This window comes from Mycoplasma seminis, assembly GCF_030718845.1.
Classification (GTDB): domain Bacteria; phylum Bacillota_I; class Bacilli_A; order Mycoplasmatales; family Metamycoplasmataceae; genus Mycoplasmopsis; species Mycoplasmopsis seminis.
On the sequence record NZ_CP132191.1, the window covers coordinates 13,725 to 30,239 of the forward strand.

At 26.8% G+C, this 16,515-nt stretch carries 17 protein-coding genes and 2 rRNA genes; 16 read left to right on the forward strand and 3 right to left on the reverse strand.

The annotated features are described in order from the left end of the window. Positions 1-9 precede the first annotated feature (9 nt). Complete coding sequence (locus tag Q8852_RS00060; RefSeq protein ID WP_305937991.1) at positions 10-273, forward strand: membrane protein insertase YidC; 264 nt, start codon at positions 10-12, stop codon at positions 271-273. A gap of 89 nt (positions 274-362) precedes the next feature. Further along, positions 363-1,337 carry a DNA-methyltransferase gene (locus Q8852_RS00065; RefSeq protein ID WP_305937992.1) on the forward strand — a complete coding sequence of 325 codons (975 nt, stop codon included), beginning with the start codon at positions 363-365 and terminating at the stop codon, positions 1,335-1,337. Between the two features lie 6 nt (positions 1,338-1,343). On the opposite strand, the gene Q8852_RS00070 is transcribed toward Q8852_RS00065, so the two are convergent. Then, positions 1,344-2,174: a hypothetical protein gene (locus Q8852_RS00070; protein WP_305937993.1), complete on the reverse strand. Its 831-nt coding sequence runs from the start codon at positions 2,172-2,174 to the stop codon at positions 1,344-1,346. A gap of 101 nt (positions 2,175-2,275) precedes the next feature. Between Q8852_RS00070 and rrf (Q8852_RS00075) the strand changes: the two genes are divergently transcribed. Both rrf (Q8852_RS00075) and rrf (Q8852_RS00080) read left to right on the forward strand, forming a co-directional pair. Beyond that, positions 2,276-2,381, forward strand: a 5S ribosomal RNA gene (gene rrf, locus Q8852_RS00075). Positions 2,382-2,451: 70 nt separating this feature from the next. After that, positions 2,452-2,557, forward strand: a 5S ribosomal RNA gene (gene rrf / locus Q8852_RS00080). Positions 2,558-2,619: 62 nt separating this feature from the next. On the opposite strand, the gene Q8852_RS00085 is transcribed toward rrf (Q8852_RS00080), so the two are convergent. Further along, positions 2,620-3,156: a hypothetical protein gene (locus Q8852_RS00085; protein ID WP_305937994.1), complete on the reverse strand. Its 537-nt coding sequence runs from the start codon at positions 3,154-3,156 to the stop codon at positions 2,620-2,622. 72 nt (positions 3,157-3,228) lie between these two features. Here Q8852_RS00085 and Q8852_RS00090 point away from each other — a divergent pair, with 72 nt between their 5' ends. The 6 genes from Q8852_RS00090 (at position 3,229) to Q8852_RS00115 (ending at position 10,598) form a co-directional block, all read left to right on the forward strand. Next, positions 3,229-5,412: a HinT-interacting membrane complex protein P80 gene (locus Q8852_RS00090; protein ID WP_305937995.1), complete on the forward strand. Its 2,184-nt coding sequence runs from the start codon at positions 3,229-3,231 to the stop codon at positions 5,410-5,412. Continuing rightward, positions 5,412-6,674: a HinT-interacting membrane complex lipoprotein P60 gene (locus Q8852_RS00095; protein WP_305937996.1), complete on the forward strand. Its 1,263-nt coding sequence runs from the start codon at positions 5,412-5,414 to the stop codon at positions 6,672-6,674. The genes Q8852_RS00090 and Q8852_RS00095 overlap by 1 nt, the downstream gene beginning before the upstream one ends. Continuing rightward, entirely contained in the window at positions 6,674-7,012 is a 339-nt protein-coding gene (hinT, locus tag Q8852_RS00100; RefSeq protein WP_305937997.1) for a histidine triad protein HinT, read from the forward strand. The genes Q8852_RS00095 and hinT overlap by 1 nt, the downstream gene beginning before the upstream one ends. A gap of 84 nt (positions 7,013-7,096) precedes the next feature. Continuing rightward, positions 7,097-7,936, forward strand: coding sequence for a Cof-type HAD-IIB family hydrolase (locus tag Q8852_RS00105; protein WP_305937998.1), 840 nt, complete (start codon positions 7,097-7,099; stop codon positions 7,934-7,936). A gap of 242 nt (positions 7,937-8,178) precedes the next feature. Continuing rightward, positions 8,179-9,198, forward strand: a complete 1,020-nt coding sequence (locus Q8852_RS00110) for a hypothetical protein (RefSeq protein ID WP_305937999.1) — start codon at positions 8,179-8,181, stop codon at positions 9,196-9,198. Between the two features lie 179 nt (positions 9,199-9,377). Continuing rightward, positions 9,378-10,598 (forward strand): IS256 family transposase, encoded by a 1,221-nt coding sequence (locus Q8852_RS00115; protein WP_305938000.1) that lies wholly within the window; start codon positions 9,378-9,380, stop codon positions 10,596-10,598. A 197-nt stretch (positions 10,599-10,795) separates the two neighbouring features. Here Q8852_RS00115 and Q8852_RS00120 read toward each other — a convergent pair whose 3' ends face one another. Continuing rightward, the gene (locus Q8852_RS00120) at positions 10,796-12,127 is read right to left on the reverse strand and encodes an IS30 family transposase (RefSeq protein WP_305938001.1); all 1,332 of its coding nucleotides are present in this window, start codon (positions 12,125-12,127) and stop codon (positions 10,796-10,798) included. A 303-nt stretch (positions 12,128-12,430) separates the two neighbouring features. Between Q8852_RS00120 and Q8852_RS00125 the strand changes: the two genes are divergently transcribed. From Q8852_RS00125 to Q8852_RS00145, 6 genes are all read left to right on the forward strand, one after another. Further along, positions 12,431-13,045 carry a hypothetical protein gene (locus Q8852_RS00125; RefSeq protein WP_305938002.1) on the forward strand — a complete coding sequence of 205 codons (615 nt, stop codon included), beginning with the start codon at positions 12,431-12,433 and terminating at the stop codon, positions 13,043-13,045. Between the two features lie 106 nt (positions 13,046-13,151). Continuing rightward, positions 13,152-13,610, forward strand: a complete 459-nt coding sequence (locus Q8852_RS00130) for a hypothetical protein (protein ID WP_305937606.1) — start codon at positions 13,152-13,154, stop codon at positions 13,608-13,610. A 5-nt stretch (positions 13,611-13,615) separates the two neighbouring features. After that, complete coding sequence (locus Q8852_RS00135; protein ID WP_305938383.1) at positions 13,616-14,314, forward strand: IS3 family transposase; 699 nt, start codon at positions 13,616-13,618, stop codon at positions 14,312-14,314. Next, on the forward strand, positions 14,271-14,426 hold the full coding sequence (locus Q8852_RS04515) for an IS3 family transposase (protein WP_369810261.1): 156 nt from the start codon (positions 14,271-14,273) through the stop codon (positions 14,424-14,426). The genes Q8852_RS00135 and Q8852_RS04515 overlap by 44 nt, the downstream gene beginning before the upstream one ends. A gap of 37 nt (positions 14,427-14,463) precedes the next feature. Further along, positions 14,464-15,444: a S8 family serine peptidase gene (locus Q8852_RS00140; protein ID WP_305938003.1), complete on the forward strand. Its 981-nt coding sequence runs from the start codon at positions 14,464-14,466 to the stop codon at positions 15,442-15,444. 178 nt (positions 15,445-15,622) lie between these two features. Next, positions 15,623-16,456, forward strand: coding sequence for a hypothetical protein (locus Q8852_RS00145; RefSeq protein WP_305938004.1), 834 nt, complete (start codon positions 15,623-15,625; stop codon positions 16,454-16,456). Positions 16,457-16,515: the final 59 nt, after the last annotated feature.

Below are 16,515 nucleotides of genomic sequence, written 5' to 3' on the forward strand. Positions count from 1 at the left end.
ATTCTTTCTATGTTGATACCAAAATTACTCAACAAGAAAAAATTCAAGAGAAGAACAACTATTGCTGAAGCTGAAGCCTTGAAGAAATCCGAGAGAACACAAACAATTATGATGATTGTATTCACTGTAATTACAGTTATGTTCTCAGCTGGAGTTCAAGTCTACTGAATCTTTGGTTCAATATGAACAATTTTACAAACGATTGTAATTCACTACTTAACTCAATCACAATGATTTAAACGCAAATATATGTCTAAATATTTAAAAAGATAATTAATAGGAATCTCGCAAGAGATTCTTTTTAATACTTGTTATTCTTATTTAAAAATGCTGATAAAATAAACATATATCAAGGAGGAAAAATGCAAAAAGAAAATAGATTAGAAAATTGTGATTATTTAGAATTATTAAAAACATTACCTGATAAATCTATAGATTTTATTTGTATTGATCCTCCTTATGGAAAAATTAATGGTATGCAATTATCTGGACAAAAAAACAAAATAACTTGAGATAATCAAATAGATTGAAATGTAATGTTTACTGAATTTAATCGAATTATAAAAGATGGTGGAACAATAGCTTGCTTTGGTCAAAATCCAACTTATGCTGAGATGATTATGTCTAATTTTAAGGATTATAAGTATGAATTGATTTGAGAAAAAAATAATGCTGCGCAAGGATTCCATCATACAAAAATGCCTTTAATTTTTACAGAAAATATTGCTATTTTTATTCATAACGAAAGCAAAAATAATAAAAGAACATTCAATAAACTATCTCAAACATTAGAAGTGGATAAAGATTTATTCTTTTGTAGATGATATTCACAGCAAATGATTCAATGAATCAATAAACCTAGAAGAAAGATTCACAACGATTTAGGCCACCGAAAATTAGAATTTTGATTTTATTATACTGGTGAACATTTTGGGCTATTGAGCGAAGAATTATACGAACAATTAATCAATATATACCACATAGATAAATGAGAAAAATTCATAAGCTATAATAAACTAAAAGAGATTTGAAATAAAGAAAAAGCATTTAACAAAAATAAAAAATTAAATTCTTCTACATATGGTGGGACTTTTAATAATGTGATATCTGTTCCTAAAGAAAATGAATACTTACACCCCACACAAAAACCAATTGAATTAATGGAAAAATTAATCTTAATGTACTCAAATGAGGGTGATATTGTTCTAGATTGTTTTATGGGTTCAGGTTCAACAGGAGTTGCTGCTGTAAAAAATAATAGATATTTTATTGGTAGTGAATTGGAAAAAGATTACTTTTTAATAGCTAAAGATAGAATTAATAAAAACACGAAATAGACTAATCTATTTCGTTTTTCCATATTTTTCAACTATATATTTAACATCATCAACCTGAATTTTAAAGACCATAGAAGATGTTGAGTTTTTCCCAGTTATTTTTGGATTAAGACCGAGAGAAACCATTAATGCTCTAATCCCATTATTTAAAGTAACTCGTAGTCTGAAAGGAGTTTGTTCATTATTTGAATTCATTATTCTAAAAGATTTTTTATTAATTTTAGTATTTTTATCAAATAGAATATTTGAGGATTCTTTTTGGATTCATCCTTTGTCTAAAAAATGAAGTTTATCAAGCGTTATTATTTCATTTGTATTTGTATTGTAGTCACGAACGACATCTATAACGTCGTGTTCTAATTCGATAATCTTTTTAAAAATATTATTAATAGTATTTGCGTTTAATGAATTGATCATATTAACAATACATTCGTTAACGCCTAATTTAATTTCGTTTTGAGATAAATTATTATTTACAGCTGATATTAAGAAATCTTCATATTTTCCATATGCTTTATTAAATGCAAAGTTTTGAAAATTTGTATAGACAAATATTTTAGATGTGTTTATTAAATCAAAAGTGCCTTGATAAATATTTGATTTACGCTTTTTGGATTTAATAGATAGTTTTATTTTATTGTTTGCATCATATAAATCACATCTATTACCTGTTCCACCTTTGTGTTGAAAATTAAATGAATAAAATATGTCCTTATTGTATTTATTAAGAAATACTTTTCTTAAGTCTTCAAAATTATTTGGATCATTAAGAAATTTAATAAGGCTTCATTCAGTTTTTATACCATTTACATGTGGTGTACCATCTGTTTTAAACATATATCTCCTTATAATAATTATAGAGTTTTAAATATTATAAGCAAGGGATTAAAAAATGTCAAAAACTGCTTGATATTTGACAACTTTATATTATAATATTCACAAGTGATTATAGCAGAGGGGATCACCTGATACCATTCCGAACTCAGTAGTTAAGCCCTCTAGTGCCGACGATAGCAGAGATGTGAAAATAGGGCGTCGCTTTTTTATTGCCTTTTTTAAGCTGTAAAAAAATTAAAAAAATACTTCACATTTTTGGGTTTATATTATAATATTCACAAGTGATTATAGCAGAGGGGATCACCTGATACCATTCCGAACTCAGTAGTTAAGCCCTCTAGTGCCGACGATAGCAGAGATGTGAAAATAGGGCGTCGCTTTTTTTATTTGTCAATATTTTTTATGTTTTCAAAAGTATAAAAAATATTGCTAAATATAAGCAATATTAATAATTGTTTTTGAAGTATTCTAAATAAGGTATTTTTAATCCGTCTATTTCTAAAACTTTGTAATAATATGGGTTAATTCTAGTTAAAGGAATTAGTTGGACTTTATTATTTTTATCCCTAAACAAATAAGATCAAATAGAAGGTTCTTCAGTAAAAATCTGATCCATCATTATTATGATATCAATGAATTTTTGATTATTAATTTGTTTAAGACAACGTCTTAAAAAATTAGTATTAATTAATTCTTTATTAGACTCTATTAAAATGTTTAAAATAAAATTTATATCCCCAAATTGTAGGGCTGGAAAGAAATTATCATATTTATTATCCGGGGCTAGAATTAAAATATCCTCATGGAAAAATTTTAACTTTAAAAAAGCAGAAAATGAAATTGTAATGCTTATAGGATTAGTAATCTCATCGTAGTTCAAAGCTTGTTTTAAAGAGTTCCCAGATAAAGAGTAAACAAATTTTTCTTCCTTAGCTAATGTGTTTAAAGAATTAAAAGCTTGTTGAATTTCGCTGTTTTTCATATTAAAATTATAAATTAATAAATTTGATATAATTAATTTAAAATATTTTATTTTAAAGAAATAGAGGTATCTATGTCAAAGAGACAAAAATCATTTTTTGAACGTTTAACAGAACTAAATGATAGACATGATGAAAAACATGATAAAACAACAACTAACAAAGCTAAAAGAAGCAAAGTTACAATTGCTGTAGCTTCAGTTATTGCTGTTGGTATTGTGGCTGCAATTGCAATTCCTCTTACTATCAATGTTACAAAAGTTAACTACAAAAATCCTTTACCAGGAAACACTCAATTAATTGATATTGAAAGTCCTGATGGTAAGAAATTAAGTTCAACAACAGTACAACAAGTTGAAGATATTGTAAACTCAAAAGATGTTGAAGTAACAAAAGAAATTAATGACTTATATCACAAAAGCGTTGAGTTCTTATATCAACAAGAATATGAAGCTTCTTTAGAATTCCAAAGAATTTGAAACGCTTCACTTCTTAAGGGTGAAAGTGTTAATAACTCAATAGCACTTAAATCATTGGTTGAAATTAAAAAAGATGTTAAAGGTAAATTAGAAGATATTAAACTTAACTTGAAAAAGAATTATGGATATCAAAATTGAGAAAAACAATTCAACGAAATGCTTGCTAAACCTGAATACGGAAAAAGTACTTCTGAAAAAGAAGCGGTTACATATTTAGTATTTAAAGAAATTGAATCTGAAGCCTTAAGAAGATATCAACTTGAATACAAGAAACAAAGTTTAGACTACATCAATAGAACTGCAAATACTGATATTTATAAATTTGATAGTGAAGGAAACCAAATTAAAGGACCTGATGGGAAACCAGTTATCTTATTTAAAAAAGGAGAAAAAGTTTTCCCTTACTTCCAAGAAAATGTAAACTACTTTGTTGATCCAAATGACCCAACAAAAGTTGCTACATTATTAACTAAATCTTATGTTACAGATTTAAAAAATCCTACACCATTTATCGAAAAATACTTTAACACTAATAAAGTTACATTACCTACAGTTTATAAATTAGCTGGTAAGACAAATCCATCTGATATTTATCAACCATGAATATTAAGTGATGATAAACAAAAAGCTTTATTATCAGCGTTACTTAAATATTCAGTTGTAACTAAAGATGATAAATTTGAAGTAGTTTCTAACATGAATCGTTTCTTAGGGTTTGGTACAGCAAAAGATTATGCAATTCAACCTAAAGGTGAAAATCAAAATACATTTGAAAATAAAAAATCAGCTTACCAAGATTTACTTGGAGCATTTACAGCTACAGATGGAAGCACGCTAGGAACAAGTGGGATTACTACTGTAGAAGATTTATTAAACACTTCAGTCCCTCAAGGACTTGCAGTATTTGCTAAAGATATTTTAGGTAATGGAAATGAAAATAACATTCCTGAAATTTCTTTAGGAACATTAGCAGAAATTAATGAACAAAATGGATTTGCACCAGCTATTGTTGCTGCGTTTAATAAAGTTTTACCAGCTGCTCAAGCTGCTCAAAGTGAAGATGAAGCAATTGCTAAGATTAATGAATTCAATAGAATTATTGACTCAGTAGTTGAAAACATTAAAACTAGTGATATGACTCAATTCTTTAACAAATTCTATAATTGAAACTTTGCAATCCAAACTCAAGCTGATAATCAAGCTAGTGCTTTAATACCTACAGTAATGCGTGTAAAAGATATGCAAAATGCTTATCTTATTTACACAGATAGTGAAGTTTTACTTGCTAGATATGATGCAATTAATTCACTTGATGATTTCAAAGCATTTATCACTCTTGATGCACAAAACTATGCTGCAGGAAATAAAACATATTTCAATGTAACTAATAAATTATCTGGAAAAATAAACCCAGAAGATGTAATTTCATCATTAACAAGCAATCCGAAATTCTTAGAATTTATTAAAACACAACCTAATGCAAATGCTGAAAATAATGCAAACTACACAGATGAAGCAATTACAAGCATTCAAAACAAAATTAATTCAATCGTTTCTGGATATGAAACTGGAAAAGTTCTTTCACTTGTAACTAAAGTTAAAGAGTGAGTTCAAAAACAAAACGCTTTAGGAACAAGCTACAATTTTGAGGTAGTTGATGGAAAAATTAAACTTGTTTATTCATATGCTGGAGAAAAACAAGTAAGTGAAAAGAGTGCTGAAGATACTATGTTTGAGTACTTAATGAAAAATTTATGACCAAGTAAAGGAGAAAAATAATGAAAGCTAAATTTAGAAATTTACTCTTAGCTGCTCCTATTGCTACAATTCCTCTTGCTGCAGTATCTTGTGGGGTTGATAAAGATACTCCTGAAAAAGTTAAACAAGATTTAATACTTAAAAGCGAACAAATTAAAAACATCGTTGAAGACCAATGAATGCAAGCTACCTTAAAATCACTTTACAATGTTGAACAAACTGCTGAATTAATTTCAAATGCTACTTACAAGGCTGAAGCATTAGCTGCTTATCAAGCTTTAGTTGCTAACGAAAACTTAAAAAACTCATTCTATTTATTAACTCAAATTAATACTTGAGCTTCACTTGGGATATTAACTAAAGATGATATTACAGCTTTTAGTGATTTCTTAAATGGAACTTCAGCAAATATTAAAGATGCTTACAACAAAGCTAATGTTAATGAAGAACAATTTATTAGATTGTATTCAAACAAGCAAACTAAAGTTGCTTTTGCAGTAAATAAATTACTTTTAGTTAACAAATACTTCCAAATTAGTTCACTTGCTGATTTAGAAAAAATTGATTCAAGCTCTACTTCTTTATATAAAAATAAATTCCAATTAAATCAATTCAATTTAATTAATTATGTAATTAATAATAAATCAGTACAACTTTGAAAATATGAAGATACCAATGCAAATAACTTATTTACAATGAGTTCATATCAAATCAAAGATATCAAAAACTATGAAGGATTAATTAAAAAGTCTACAGCTATCAATGATACAGCTACAAGCGCTTTATTAATCAATCCAAATGCTACATGAGAAATTAATTTAGGTGGATATAAAGGTATAACTTCTAATCCATATGAAATGTCTTATAAAGTAGATGACTTATTAAATCTAGATGCTAATAAAAATTTAGTAGGATTCTATGACTTTACCAATAATAAATTAGTTTCAGTTGCAGAAAACGGTACATTACAAACTCCAGTTAATGTATCTTCTGATGGAAAGAAAATTGAAGTTGCTTACATGAGCTTAATTTTACCTCTTGCTAAGAAAACAACTGAAAAAGTAACTGAAGATGGTAAAGAGGTTGAAAAAGAAAAATCTATCTTATCATTTGATGAAACAGTATACAAAGATAACTTAAGTCAACTTAGATTAATCCTTGCAGTAAGTGATGATAAGTTGTATGCTAAAGCACAAAAAGCTTTTGCTGATCTTGGATATCTTGCACATGTTGATAAAAACATTAAAGAAATAACAAAAGGAATGCCTATTGTGGCTAAGTAATGTCAACAATATTTACACAAATAATTAATCGTGAAATACCAAGTAAAATACTTTATGAAGATGATAAAGTAATTGCAATTTATGATGCTTTTCCTAAAAAACCTGGTCATTTTCTAGTAATCCCAAAAGATGAACAAGCTAACATACTGCAAAATAACGAAGAGGACTTCCTGCATGCAATGAAAGTCGCTAGAATGTTAGCAAAAAAAGAAATTATTGATCAAGGTATTGCTGGATTTAAAATAGTAATCAACACTGGAAAAAGTGCTGGTCAAGTTGTATTTCACACTCATATCCATGTTATCCCGTATCGTGACGGAGAACAAGGGGAAGAATAAATTCAAAGCTTCGGCTTTGTTTTTTAACCTTTTTAAAATTTAAAACTAAATAATAAAGTACAATATATCAGGAAAGAAGGTGATATGAAATTAGTATTCGCTTATGATTTAGATGGTACATTACTTAGAAAAGATAATACTATCCACCCAGATACTTTAAAAGCTTTAGAAGAAGTTGAATTAGCTGGACATGTAAATGTAATTGCAACAGGTAGAGGACTTAAAAAAGTTCTACCTTTAATCAAAGATGGAACAATTCAATTTGTGGATTATATTGTTTGCTCAAACGGTGCATTAATTTATGATGTTTATAATGATAAAACAACAGTACTTAATACAGTTCCTAATAAGGTTTTTTACATCCTTAAAGATAAAGCTATAGAAAACGATTTAATCCTAACTGTAGATACAATTGATTATAATGGTTCATATTTACCTAACAATCAATTCCCGAAATGAATGTCTAAAGAACAAATTATGGATATGAATATTCTTAATATTGCTACTTTAGAACATTTAGAAAAAGTTGTTTTAAATAAAGAAAGCGTTATTACACAAATTGCACTAAGAAATCCAATTGAAAAAGCTAAGGAAATTACTGATAGCATTAGAGAAGCTACTAAAGATTTACCTTGTGTAGTTTATTTAACTAATTCAGTTTATACTGATGTTAATCCAGAAAATATTTCAAAAATTGTGGGTGTAAGAGAAGTGTTAAAAATGCTTAATTTAACTGAAGATAATTTAGTAGCCTTCGGTGATAGTGGAAATGATGTTGCAATGATAGAAGCTGCAAAATTCGGTGTAGCTTTAGGAAACGCAACAAAAGATGCAAAAGCGGTTGCTGATTTAGTTATTGACGATCACCAAACTGCAACAATTGGACATACATTACTTAAGATAATTAATGAAGACACAATTTAGTGTCTTTTTTCATCTTATTTTCTTAATTTCCACATTTTTTAAGTCTACTACATAGAGCTATACTTCAAAATGTGAAAAAAATTATACATAAAATGTGGAACATGAAATTATGCTGTATAAACTTCTATAATTAAAGTGTGGTAAAAAAACACAGAAAAGAGTAAAAATGAAATTATTTAAAAATTTCTGAAAAATATCTTCAATAATATTATTGAGTACTACAACAATAGAAGGGAGAGAACATGAGTAAGGAAAATAAACTAATTACTTTCTCAGTAACATTAGGATTACTAATTATATTTGGGTTCATTATAATATTCTTTGGTACATTTTATCCTGGATTTTTAGTGCATTCAATAGATAAAACAGAAACTCGTTGAGTATTCTCTTTCTTTATAGGTGGTGTATTACCGATCTTATGTGGAATTATGACTTATTTGATAGTTATCAATTCAACTAAAAAGTTAAGCATACATTCAAATGATGATACTTATCAAAATAATTTATTTAAATTTATAACGTTTAGTGTTGCACTATTTGCTATATCTATTGCAGCTGTTGTTGGTACATATTTCATATCTTCATATTTATCATTATATTATAATGATATAAAGATACCAAATGTACATAATCCTAAAATTTCATTAAAAGATGTATCTTATAGAACTGATATCCCATCTGTAACGTTATATGATTGTTTAATATTGTATTCATGAAGTTTTATATCTCTTATTTGTTTAAACAGAATGATTCAATACGGAAATAATTTAAAAGCAAACTTAAATCATAAACAATTAACAATAAAAACTATAATTTATGCAGTAGTATGTGTTATATCTATTGTAATGCTATCTATAGTTGCTGCATTAAGACAATTTAATATCTATGATGTTGATGTAGAAGCAATAATGATATTTGTTGCAATATTTGCAATCATTGCTGGTATTAGTCTATTTAATTTTATTAACTCAATTACAAATAAGAAACTTAGAGATAATAAGATAACGAATAAATTTGATTTTAAATTTAAATACTTATTTGCAATTGTTGTTGCTGTTATAATAGCGGCTACAGCATTAGGATACTTCTATTACGCAACGATGAATATTTATGTTCATCCAAGTATAAATGCAAGCAGTGTTCAAAAAGCTTTAATTGGATTTTATTTCTTAATTATGTTTGTTGCCTTTGCTTCAAGTTGAATATATAGCATTTATTCTAAACTTAGATATGAAGAAGCGATAAAACTAATGCTAAATTAATACAAAAGAACCTAAACTAAGAATAAAGGATGTAAACGTCGAAACTGATTTAGTTATTGATGATTAGCAAACTGCAATAATTGGATATACATTATTCAAGATTGTTAATGAAGACACAATTCAGGGTAATAGACAAAACTTTGTGTAAATCACCTTTAAAAAGAAAGGTGATTTTTGTTATGATTTTTGAAAAGAATAAATTTTTAAGAAAACAATTTTATAAACTCGGAGAGGAATTTAGAGATATGGCTTTTGCTTTTAGTCTTAATGCAGATCAAATAATCGAAACTATCGAAGAACAATTAAATAATGAAATCGAAACACACATAATTGAACAAAGAACAATCGGAATCAATGAATATAGAAATGGATATTATGAAAAAACCATTTATACATTGAATGGTAAATTACCTATAAAAATCCCTAGACTTAGAGGGAATAATTTTGCATCAAAAATTATTAATAAATACGAAAGATGCTCAAAAGATTTTGAGAACCTAATTTCATTAATGCTTATGTCATTTTTATCATATGAACAAATTATTGATACTATGTATGGCTTTACAGGAATAAAAATTGGTCACTCAATAATCACAAGAATATCTGAAAAAATTAAAACAAAATATGAAGGTATGTATGATGGTCCGATAAATGATGATGTTGTTGCATTATTTATTGATGCTTCATACCATGATGTAAAAAGATGATACAACCCTGAAACAGGTGAGATATTAAATACTTATCCAAATAGATCTGAAAAGAACAAATTTATTCAGAAAAGTTACAAACAAGCCTTGTACACAGCTATAACAATAAATGAAAACGGTTATAAAGAGCTGGTTGGATTAGAAGTTATGGACCAAGAATCTTCAGAAACATGAAGCAAGTTTTTAAATTCATTATATGAAAGAGGTCTTAAAAATCCAGCTGTTGTTATATCAGATGATTTTAGTGGAATTAATAATGTTATTAATTCTGTTTTTCCTAATGCTTTAATTCAAAAATGTAATTTTCATAAAATGATGAACTTTATGAATCATGTTCCAACTAAAGAAAGAAAAGAAGTTAGAAATGATATCAAAAAGATTTATGAAGCCGAGAACAGAAATGAAGCTGATAAGGCATTCGTCTTTGTTAGAAATAAATACAAGGATAAATATCCAAGATTAATTAGAATTTTAGAGAAATCATTAGAAGAAATGACTACCTTCTTTAAATTACCTGCATCAATCAGAAAATATATTTACACAAACAATATTAGTGAAGGATTTAATTCATCATTTAGGAAATATGTAAAAGAAAAATGCTCGCATGCGAACATACGAACATTTAAAATTTTTGCGATTGTTGCAAGTCAAAGAATTTGTCGAACATGAAAAACTAGACAAATAAAATTCTAATTAACCTGCATAAATATTTTATAATATATTAATCAGACAAGAAGTGTGATTACACAAAAATTAGTATTAATTAAAAAGTTGAACGTCCACCAAAGGGAAAAATTGAGTAGTTCCTCAATATTGCTGTAGAAATTTTACTAAATTTGCAAAAAAGAGTATGCAAAAACACAGCCGGGGCTGGAAATGCGATATTTTTCTTAAATAAAACTATTGAAAAACTCTGAAGTTTTTAGTCTTATTTTTCTACCTGTTTTATCATCAATATACTCTCTATATTGGTCGTTTATTGCGATAAACATTTGAAAAATATATTCATCATTAACATATCTAGGAAACTTGCCTTTTGGTAAAAAGTTTCTGATTTTTTTATGAGCATTTTCTATGCTTCCTTTTTGTCATGAAGAATATGTATCGCACTTATAAATAACTGGTATTTGTTTAATTTCATTTAACTTTACATTTTCAGAACCATTATCAATGGTTAAAGATAATATTGTTAAATTATGATGGTTAATTAGTGTAATAAGCGCTTCTTTAACCGATTCAGCATCTCGCCGTGTTAAAATCCCAAATAACATTCTCGTTTTTCTTTCGAGCAATGTTAAAATACATCATTTAGCTCTTAAATTAAGTATTACAGTGTCCATTTCATAATGACCAAACTCTTCTCTGTTTCTTATAGATAGCGGAGCTAAATGTATAGAAATTCCAAAATTAATCTTTGTTGATTGAGTTCCTTTTGGCTTTTTCTTCTTATTTTGCTGTTTATCTCAATGAGCTTTAGATATTCCTCTTTTTGATTTAATAATAAATATTGAAAAATCTATTTCATGTACATAATCACGATCCATAAAGTCATAAAAAGCCTGCGGTGTAGGGACAAAAGCATTTTTATCTTCCAATTGCTCTTTATAATAATCAAGAAATGTAGCAACAGATATAAGTGGTTCAAATTTCTTTTCATCAATAGAAATTTGTTGTCCTTTAGATAAAAGTTTTTTAACTCGTTTGTGTTGTTTACTTCAGTATTTTGAAAAGCGAACAATATCTTTTCATTTTAATAAGGTATTTTGCCTTAATTGTTCAACTGGATTTTTAATATTTTCTATTTTATATTTATATCACTCATGATGTGAAACTTTAAAAATAGTTGTTAATCTCTTTCCACAATTACTACAGAATTTATATGAGTCTTCTGCTTTAAGATCTAATGTGGCTAGTTTTAAATTTTGCTTCAAAATTTTATTTGATATATTCATCAATTTTGCAATTTCAGTAAGTGAATTTGCTGTTTCAAAATGTTTAAACATTATTGCGAGTTTTTCAATGTTAAAATTTGTGATTTTCTGTTCTCTGATGCTATTTATTTCTTTATGCATCTTGTTTATATTTTCATTATTTAATGAATCCATAATCACAAAATGGTGGTATGCTTCTCTTTGTGTTTTTAATGCAACAGTCTTGTAAACCTGCTCCTCAATTTTTATACAAAAAATACTTTTTTTATTATATTTATTCTCGATTAACATATAATAAGTGTGGTTCCTTTCTTTTTGAAGCAATATTATTATAACAAGGAACTACAAAAAGCTGTTAACCCACTGTTTAGGTGGATTAGCAGCTTTTTAATTTATAACACAAAAATTAGTCTATTACCCAATTCAGTGTCTTTTTTCATATTATTCTTTTTAATTTCCACATTTTTTAAGTCTACTACATAGAGCTATACTTCAAAATGTGGAAAAAATTATGCATAAAATGTGGAACATGAAATTAAGCTGTATAAACTTCTATAATTAAAGTGTGGTAAAAAAACACAGAAAAGAGTTAAAATGAAATTATCTAAAAAGTTATGAAAAATATCTTCAATGATATTTTTAGGAACAACTACAGCAACTACATTATTCACTACAAGTGGTGTAGTGAATAAAAAAGAAATTGTTAATAATAATGAATGGGATCAAGAAATATTTGATTCAAATGTTACATTTCTTGATTTTGGACAAGGCTATAACGGTGAACTTATAGAAAATAAAAAAATTCCACCTAAACCAGAACCACATTATGAATATGCTATTCCAATTCCGTGGTATCACAAAATAGAAGACGCTTATTTTGATAACTTTAAAACAAACGGATTTACCAAAGATTTAAGAATTAAGTATCTTTATGATAAATGAAAATGAATGGGTAATTATTCTGATCGAAGAACTAAAGTTGGGGTTGTAGAAGCTAATATTGATGGGCTAATTAATAAAAATAAAAACAAGTTTGATATTAGACCGGAAGATCAATTAAGTTATATAAAGTATGTTAATGCACCTTTTGGAAGATATTCATCACATGCTGATATGGTGGGTTCAATAATCGGAGGAAAAAGTGGAGTAAATCCCCTGGTTTATTTATATAGTACATATCAAGGCACATGAAGTACAGCGGATGTGTAGTGAACCCCAAAATTTGTACCTTCATTCAATAACGGGTACAAATGTATATGAAAAAACAAATGATTATTCAAAATATGTTTGAATTTAAGGAATCTAAACTCAAATTATGTGAATTCATAAAAAGCGTAAACTGAAAAATCCCATGATTTATTATTATGTGAATTACTATTTAAAATCAAAAACAATTGATGATTATTTACATTCTGTTTCGATTAAAGATTATGATGAATGAGTTATTGATGAAGAAATCGATAAGATTATTCATCATGAAAAAACAATTTTTCAATCTTGTGTAGATTTGAATTTATCAACTCATATTAGTATTGCAATGAAAGTTGTTGCTAAAAAGAAAAATTACTATAATTTAATTATGAGTAAAGAAAACAAAAACAAAGAAAAAACAATCGACTTAGAATATGTTAAAAGTTTAGAAAGAAAAATTGAACTTCTAGAAGCTGAAAAAGCATATTTCGCAACTTTAGATAGGATAGTTCAAAGCCGACTGAAGCAACCGTCAAAGAAAAAGCGCAAGCAATCTTTGAAAATAAAGAAAAATTCAAATTAGTTGATTTATTTGCTGCTTCGCAAATAAGAAAATCTCATTATTACTATTGAGAAAAACATTTTTTAACTCCTATTGATAAGGATTTTGAATTAAAAGAAACAATTCAAAAGATATTTGAAGAAAGTAACAAAACTTATGGTTACAGAAGAATCACTATGGAATTACACAACAGAAGTATTAATGTAAATCATAAAAAGGTTCTAAAACTAATGAAATTACTTAATTTAGTCGTTTATAGAAGAAAACATAAGAAATATTCATCTTACAAAGGACAAATAGGACCGATTGCAGATAATTTAATCCAAAGAAATTTCATAAGCAAGAAACCTTTAGAAAAGCTTTTTACAGATATCACAGAATTTAAACTTTTTGATGATTTAAAGGTTTATTTATCTTTAGTAGTAGATGGATTTAATGGTGAAATTTTATCAGCCGCCGTTTCATTGAGTCCTAATTTACAATTAATAAAAGATACTTTTGAACCATTAATTAAAAGCAGAAATTTAAGTGGTTGCATAATTCATTCAGACCAAGGCTGACATTATCAACATAAATATTTTGTTAACTTATTAAAAGCTAACAATATTATCCAAAGTATGTCAAGAAAAGGAAATAGTCCGGATAATGGATTAGTTGAAATCCTTATTTGGAACAATAAAATTGGAATTCTTTTACCCAAACAAAAACAATTTCACAAATCTTAATAATTTTGTGGAAAAATTATTTGACTATCTTGACTTTTATAACAATAAAAGAATTAAAATTAGATTGAAAGGAAAAACCCAATTGAGTACAGAAAAGATTTTGAAAATCTAATGGTACAAAATTAGGGGTTCAGTACAATGTTATAAACATGATGAATAAGAATGGTGTCTATATTATGAATTTTAGTTATAACCATATAGCTGGAACATCATTATATAATTCAGAGTTAAACAATTTAAATACTACCGCAAAAAATGTTGATTTAGAAGTGATAAGACAGCCAGAAAATATATTGGTTTTTTCTGCTGGGAATGATAATGATGAAAAGTTAGAGAAAAATAGATACATAAATGGCCAACAATTAAGTTTAAACTCTATTGTTGTTGGAAGTCATGATAGATTATTAATTAGATCGTCATTTTCATCTTACTTAACAAAAGGCAGAACAGTTGACTTATTAGCGAATGGTGAAAGATATTTTAATGAAGATATAAAAGAAATGTGATATGGAACAAGTTTTTCTGCACCATTTGTTACTGGAGTGATTTCTTTATTAAAAGATAAGTATCCATACATTTTTGATGAGGGTCATGATAGCATAATAGCAAAATCTATAATTCATACTTCATCGAAAAATAAAAATAGATTTATTAATCAAACTGGTTTAAACGAAGATGGAGTAGGCGCTTTGGATGCATCAAAATGTGATGAATCAATAAAATCATTAGTTTATTTAAAATTTAGAAATTCTGAACCTGAAAATAAAAATAAAAACATCTATAATTTTGATTCCAAACTTATCGATATTAAAACCGTATATCTAGAAAAAAATGATACTGTTAGAGGCGATATTTCTTGATTGTGAGATGGTAAGACACATACTAATGGTGATGCTTATATAAATGACTTTGATTTATATTTGTATGATGAGGATGGAAACGAAATAGCTAAATCTAATTCCTCAAATATTAATTCTGAATTTATTAGATACACAGCACAAAAAGATGGAAATTATACTTTCAAAATTAAATATTTTAAAAACATAAATGAGAGCGACATCTACAAAAACAGTAAAAGAGAAACAGATGTTGCATTCACCGCAACAGTAGAAGGAATAGAGCATGAGTAAGAAAAATAAATTAATTATTTTCTCAACGGTATTAGGTTTACTGAGCTTATTTGGCTTTATAGTGATATTTCTTGGTAATTTTTATCCAGATTTTATGTCTTATTCAATAAACAAGACAAGAACTCGCTGAATATTTTCGTTTTTTATAGGAGGTATATTACCTATTCTATGTGGAATAATGACTTATTTAATCATTATCAATTCAACTAATAAATTTAATATTTCAATAAGCGATGATTTATATCAAAATAATTTATTTAAATTTATAACATTCAGTGTTTTATTAGTTTTATTATCTATAGCAGCTGTTGTAGGAGTATATTTTATATCTGCATATTTATCATTATATTATATAGAAAAGGTGCCTGCTATATATCCGCTACCACCTATAGAAGAATTGTTGTCTGGTGGTGATATAGCTTTAGCAACATTGTATGACTGCTTAATATTATATCCATGAAGTTTAATATCTCTTATTTGTTTAAATAGAATGATTCAATACGGAAATAACTTAAAAAGAGATTTAAAAGTTAAAAAACCAATATGAAAGATTGTGATTCATACAATCACTACTATTGTATCTATTGCGATGCTATCTATAGTTGCTGCAATAAAAAAAGATGTGGTAGATAAAAATGGTATAGAAGCAATAATGTTACTTGTTGCAATATTTGGTGTTACTGCAGGAATTAGTTTGTTTAATTTAATTAAATCAATTACAAATAAAAAACTTAAAAATAATACAATAACAAACAAAACTACCTATAAATTAAAATATTTAATCAGTATAGTTACAGCTATTATAATAACGGTTACAGCATTAGGATATTTCTATTATGCAACAATGAATATTTATGTTATAGATGCATTAAAATTAGAATACAAGAATATTCAAAAAGATTTAATTGGATTTTATTTCTTAATTATGTTTGTTGCATTTGCTTCAAGTTGAATGTATAGCATTTATTCTAAACTTAGATATGAAGAAGCAATAAAACTAATGCTGAATTAACACAAAAGAACCTAAAAATAAGCTAAAGAAGCTTATTTTTCTATTTATTTTTTTAACTA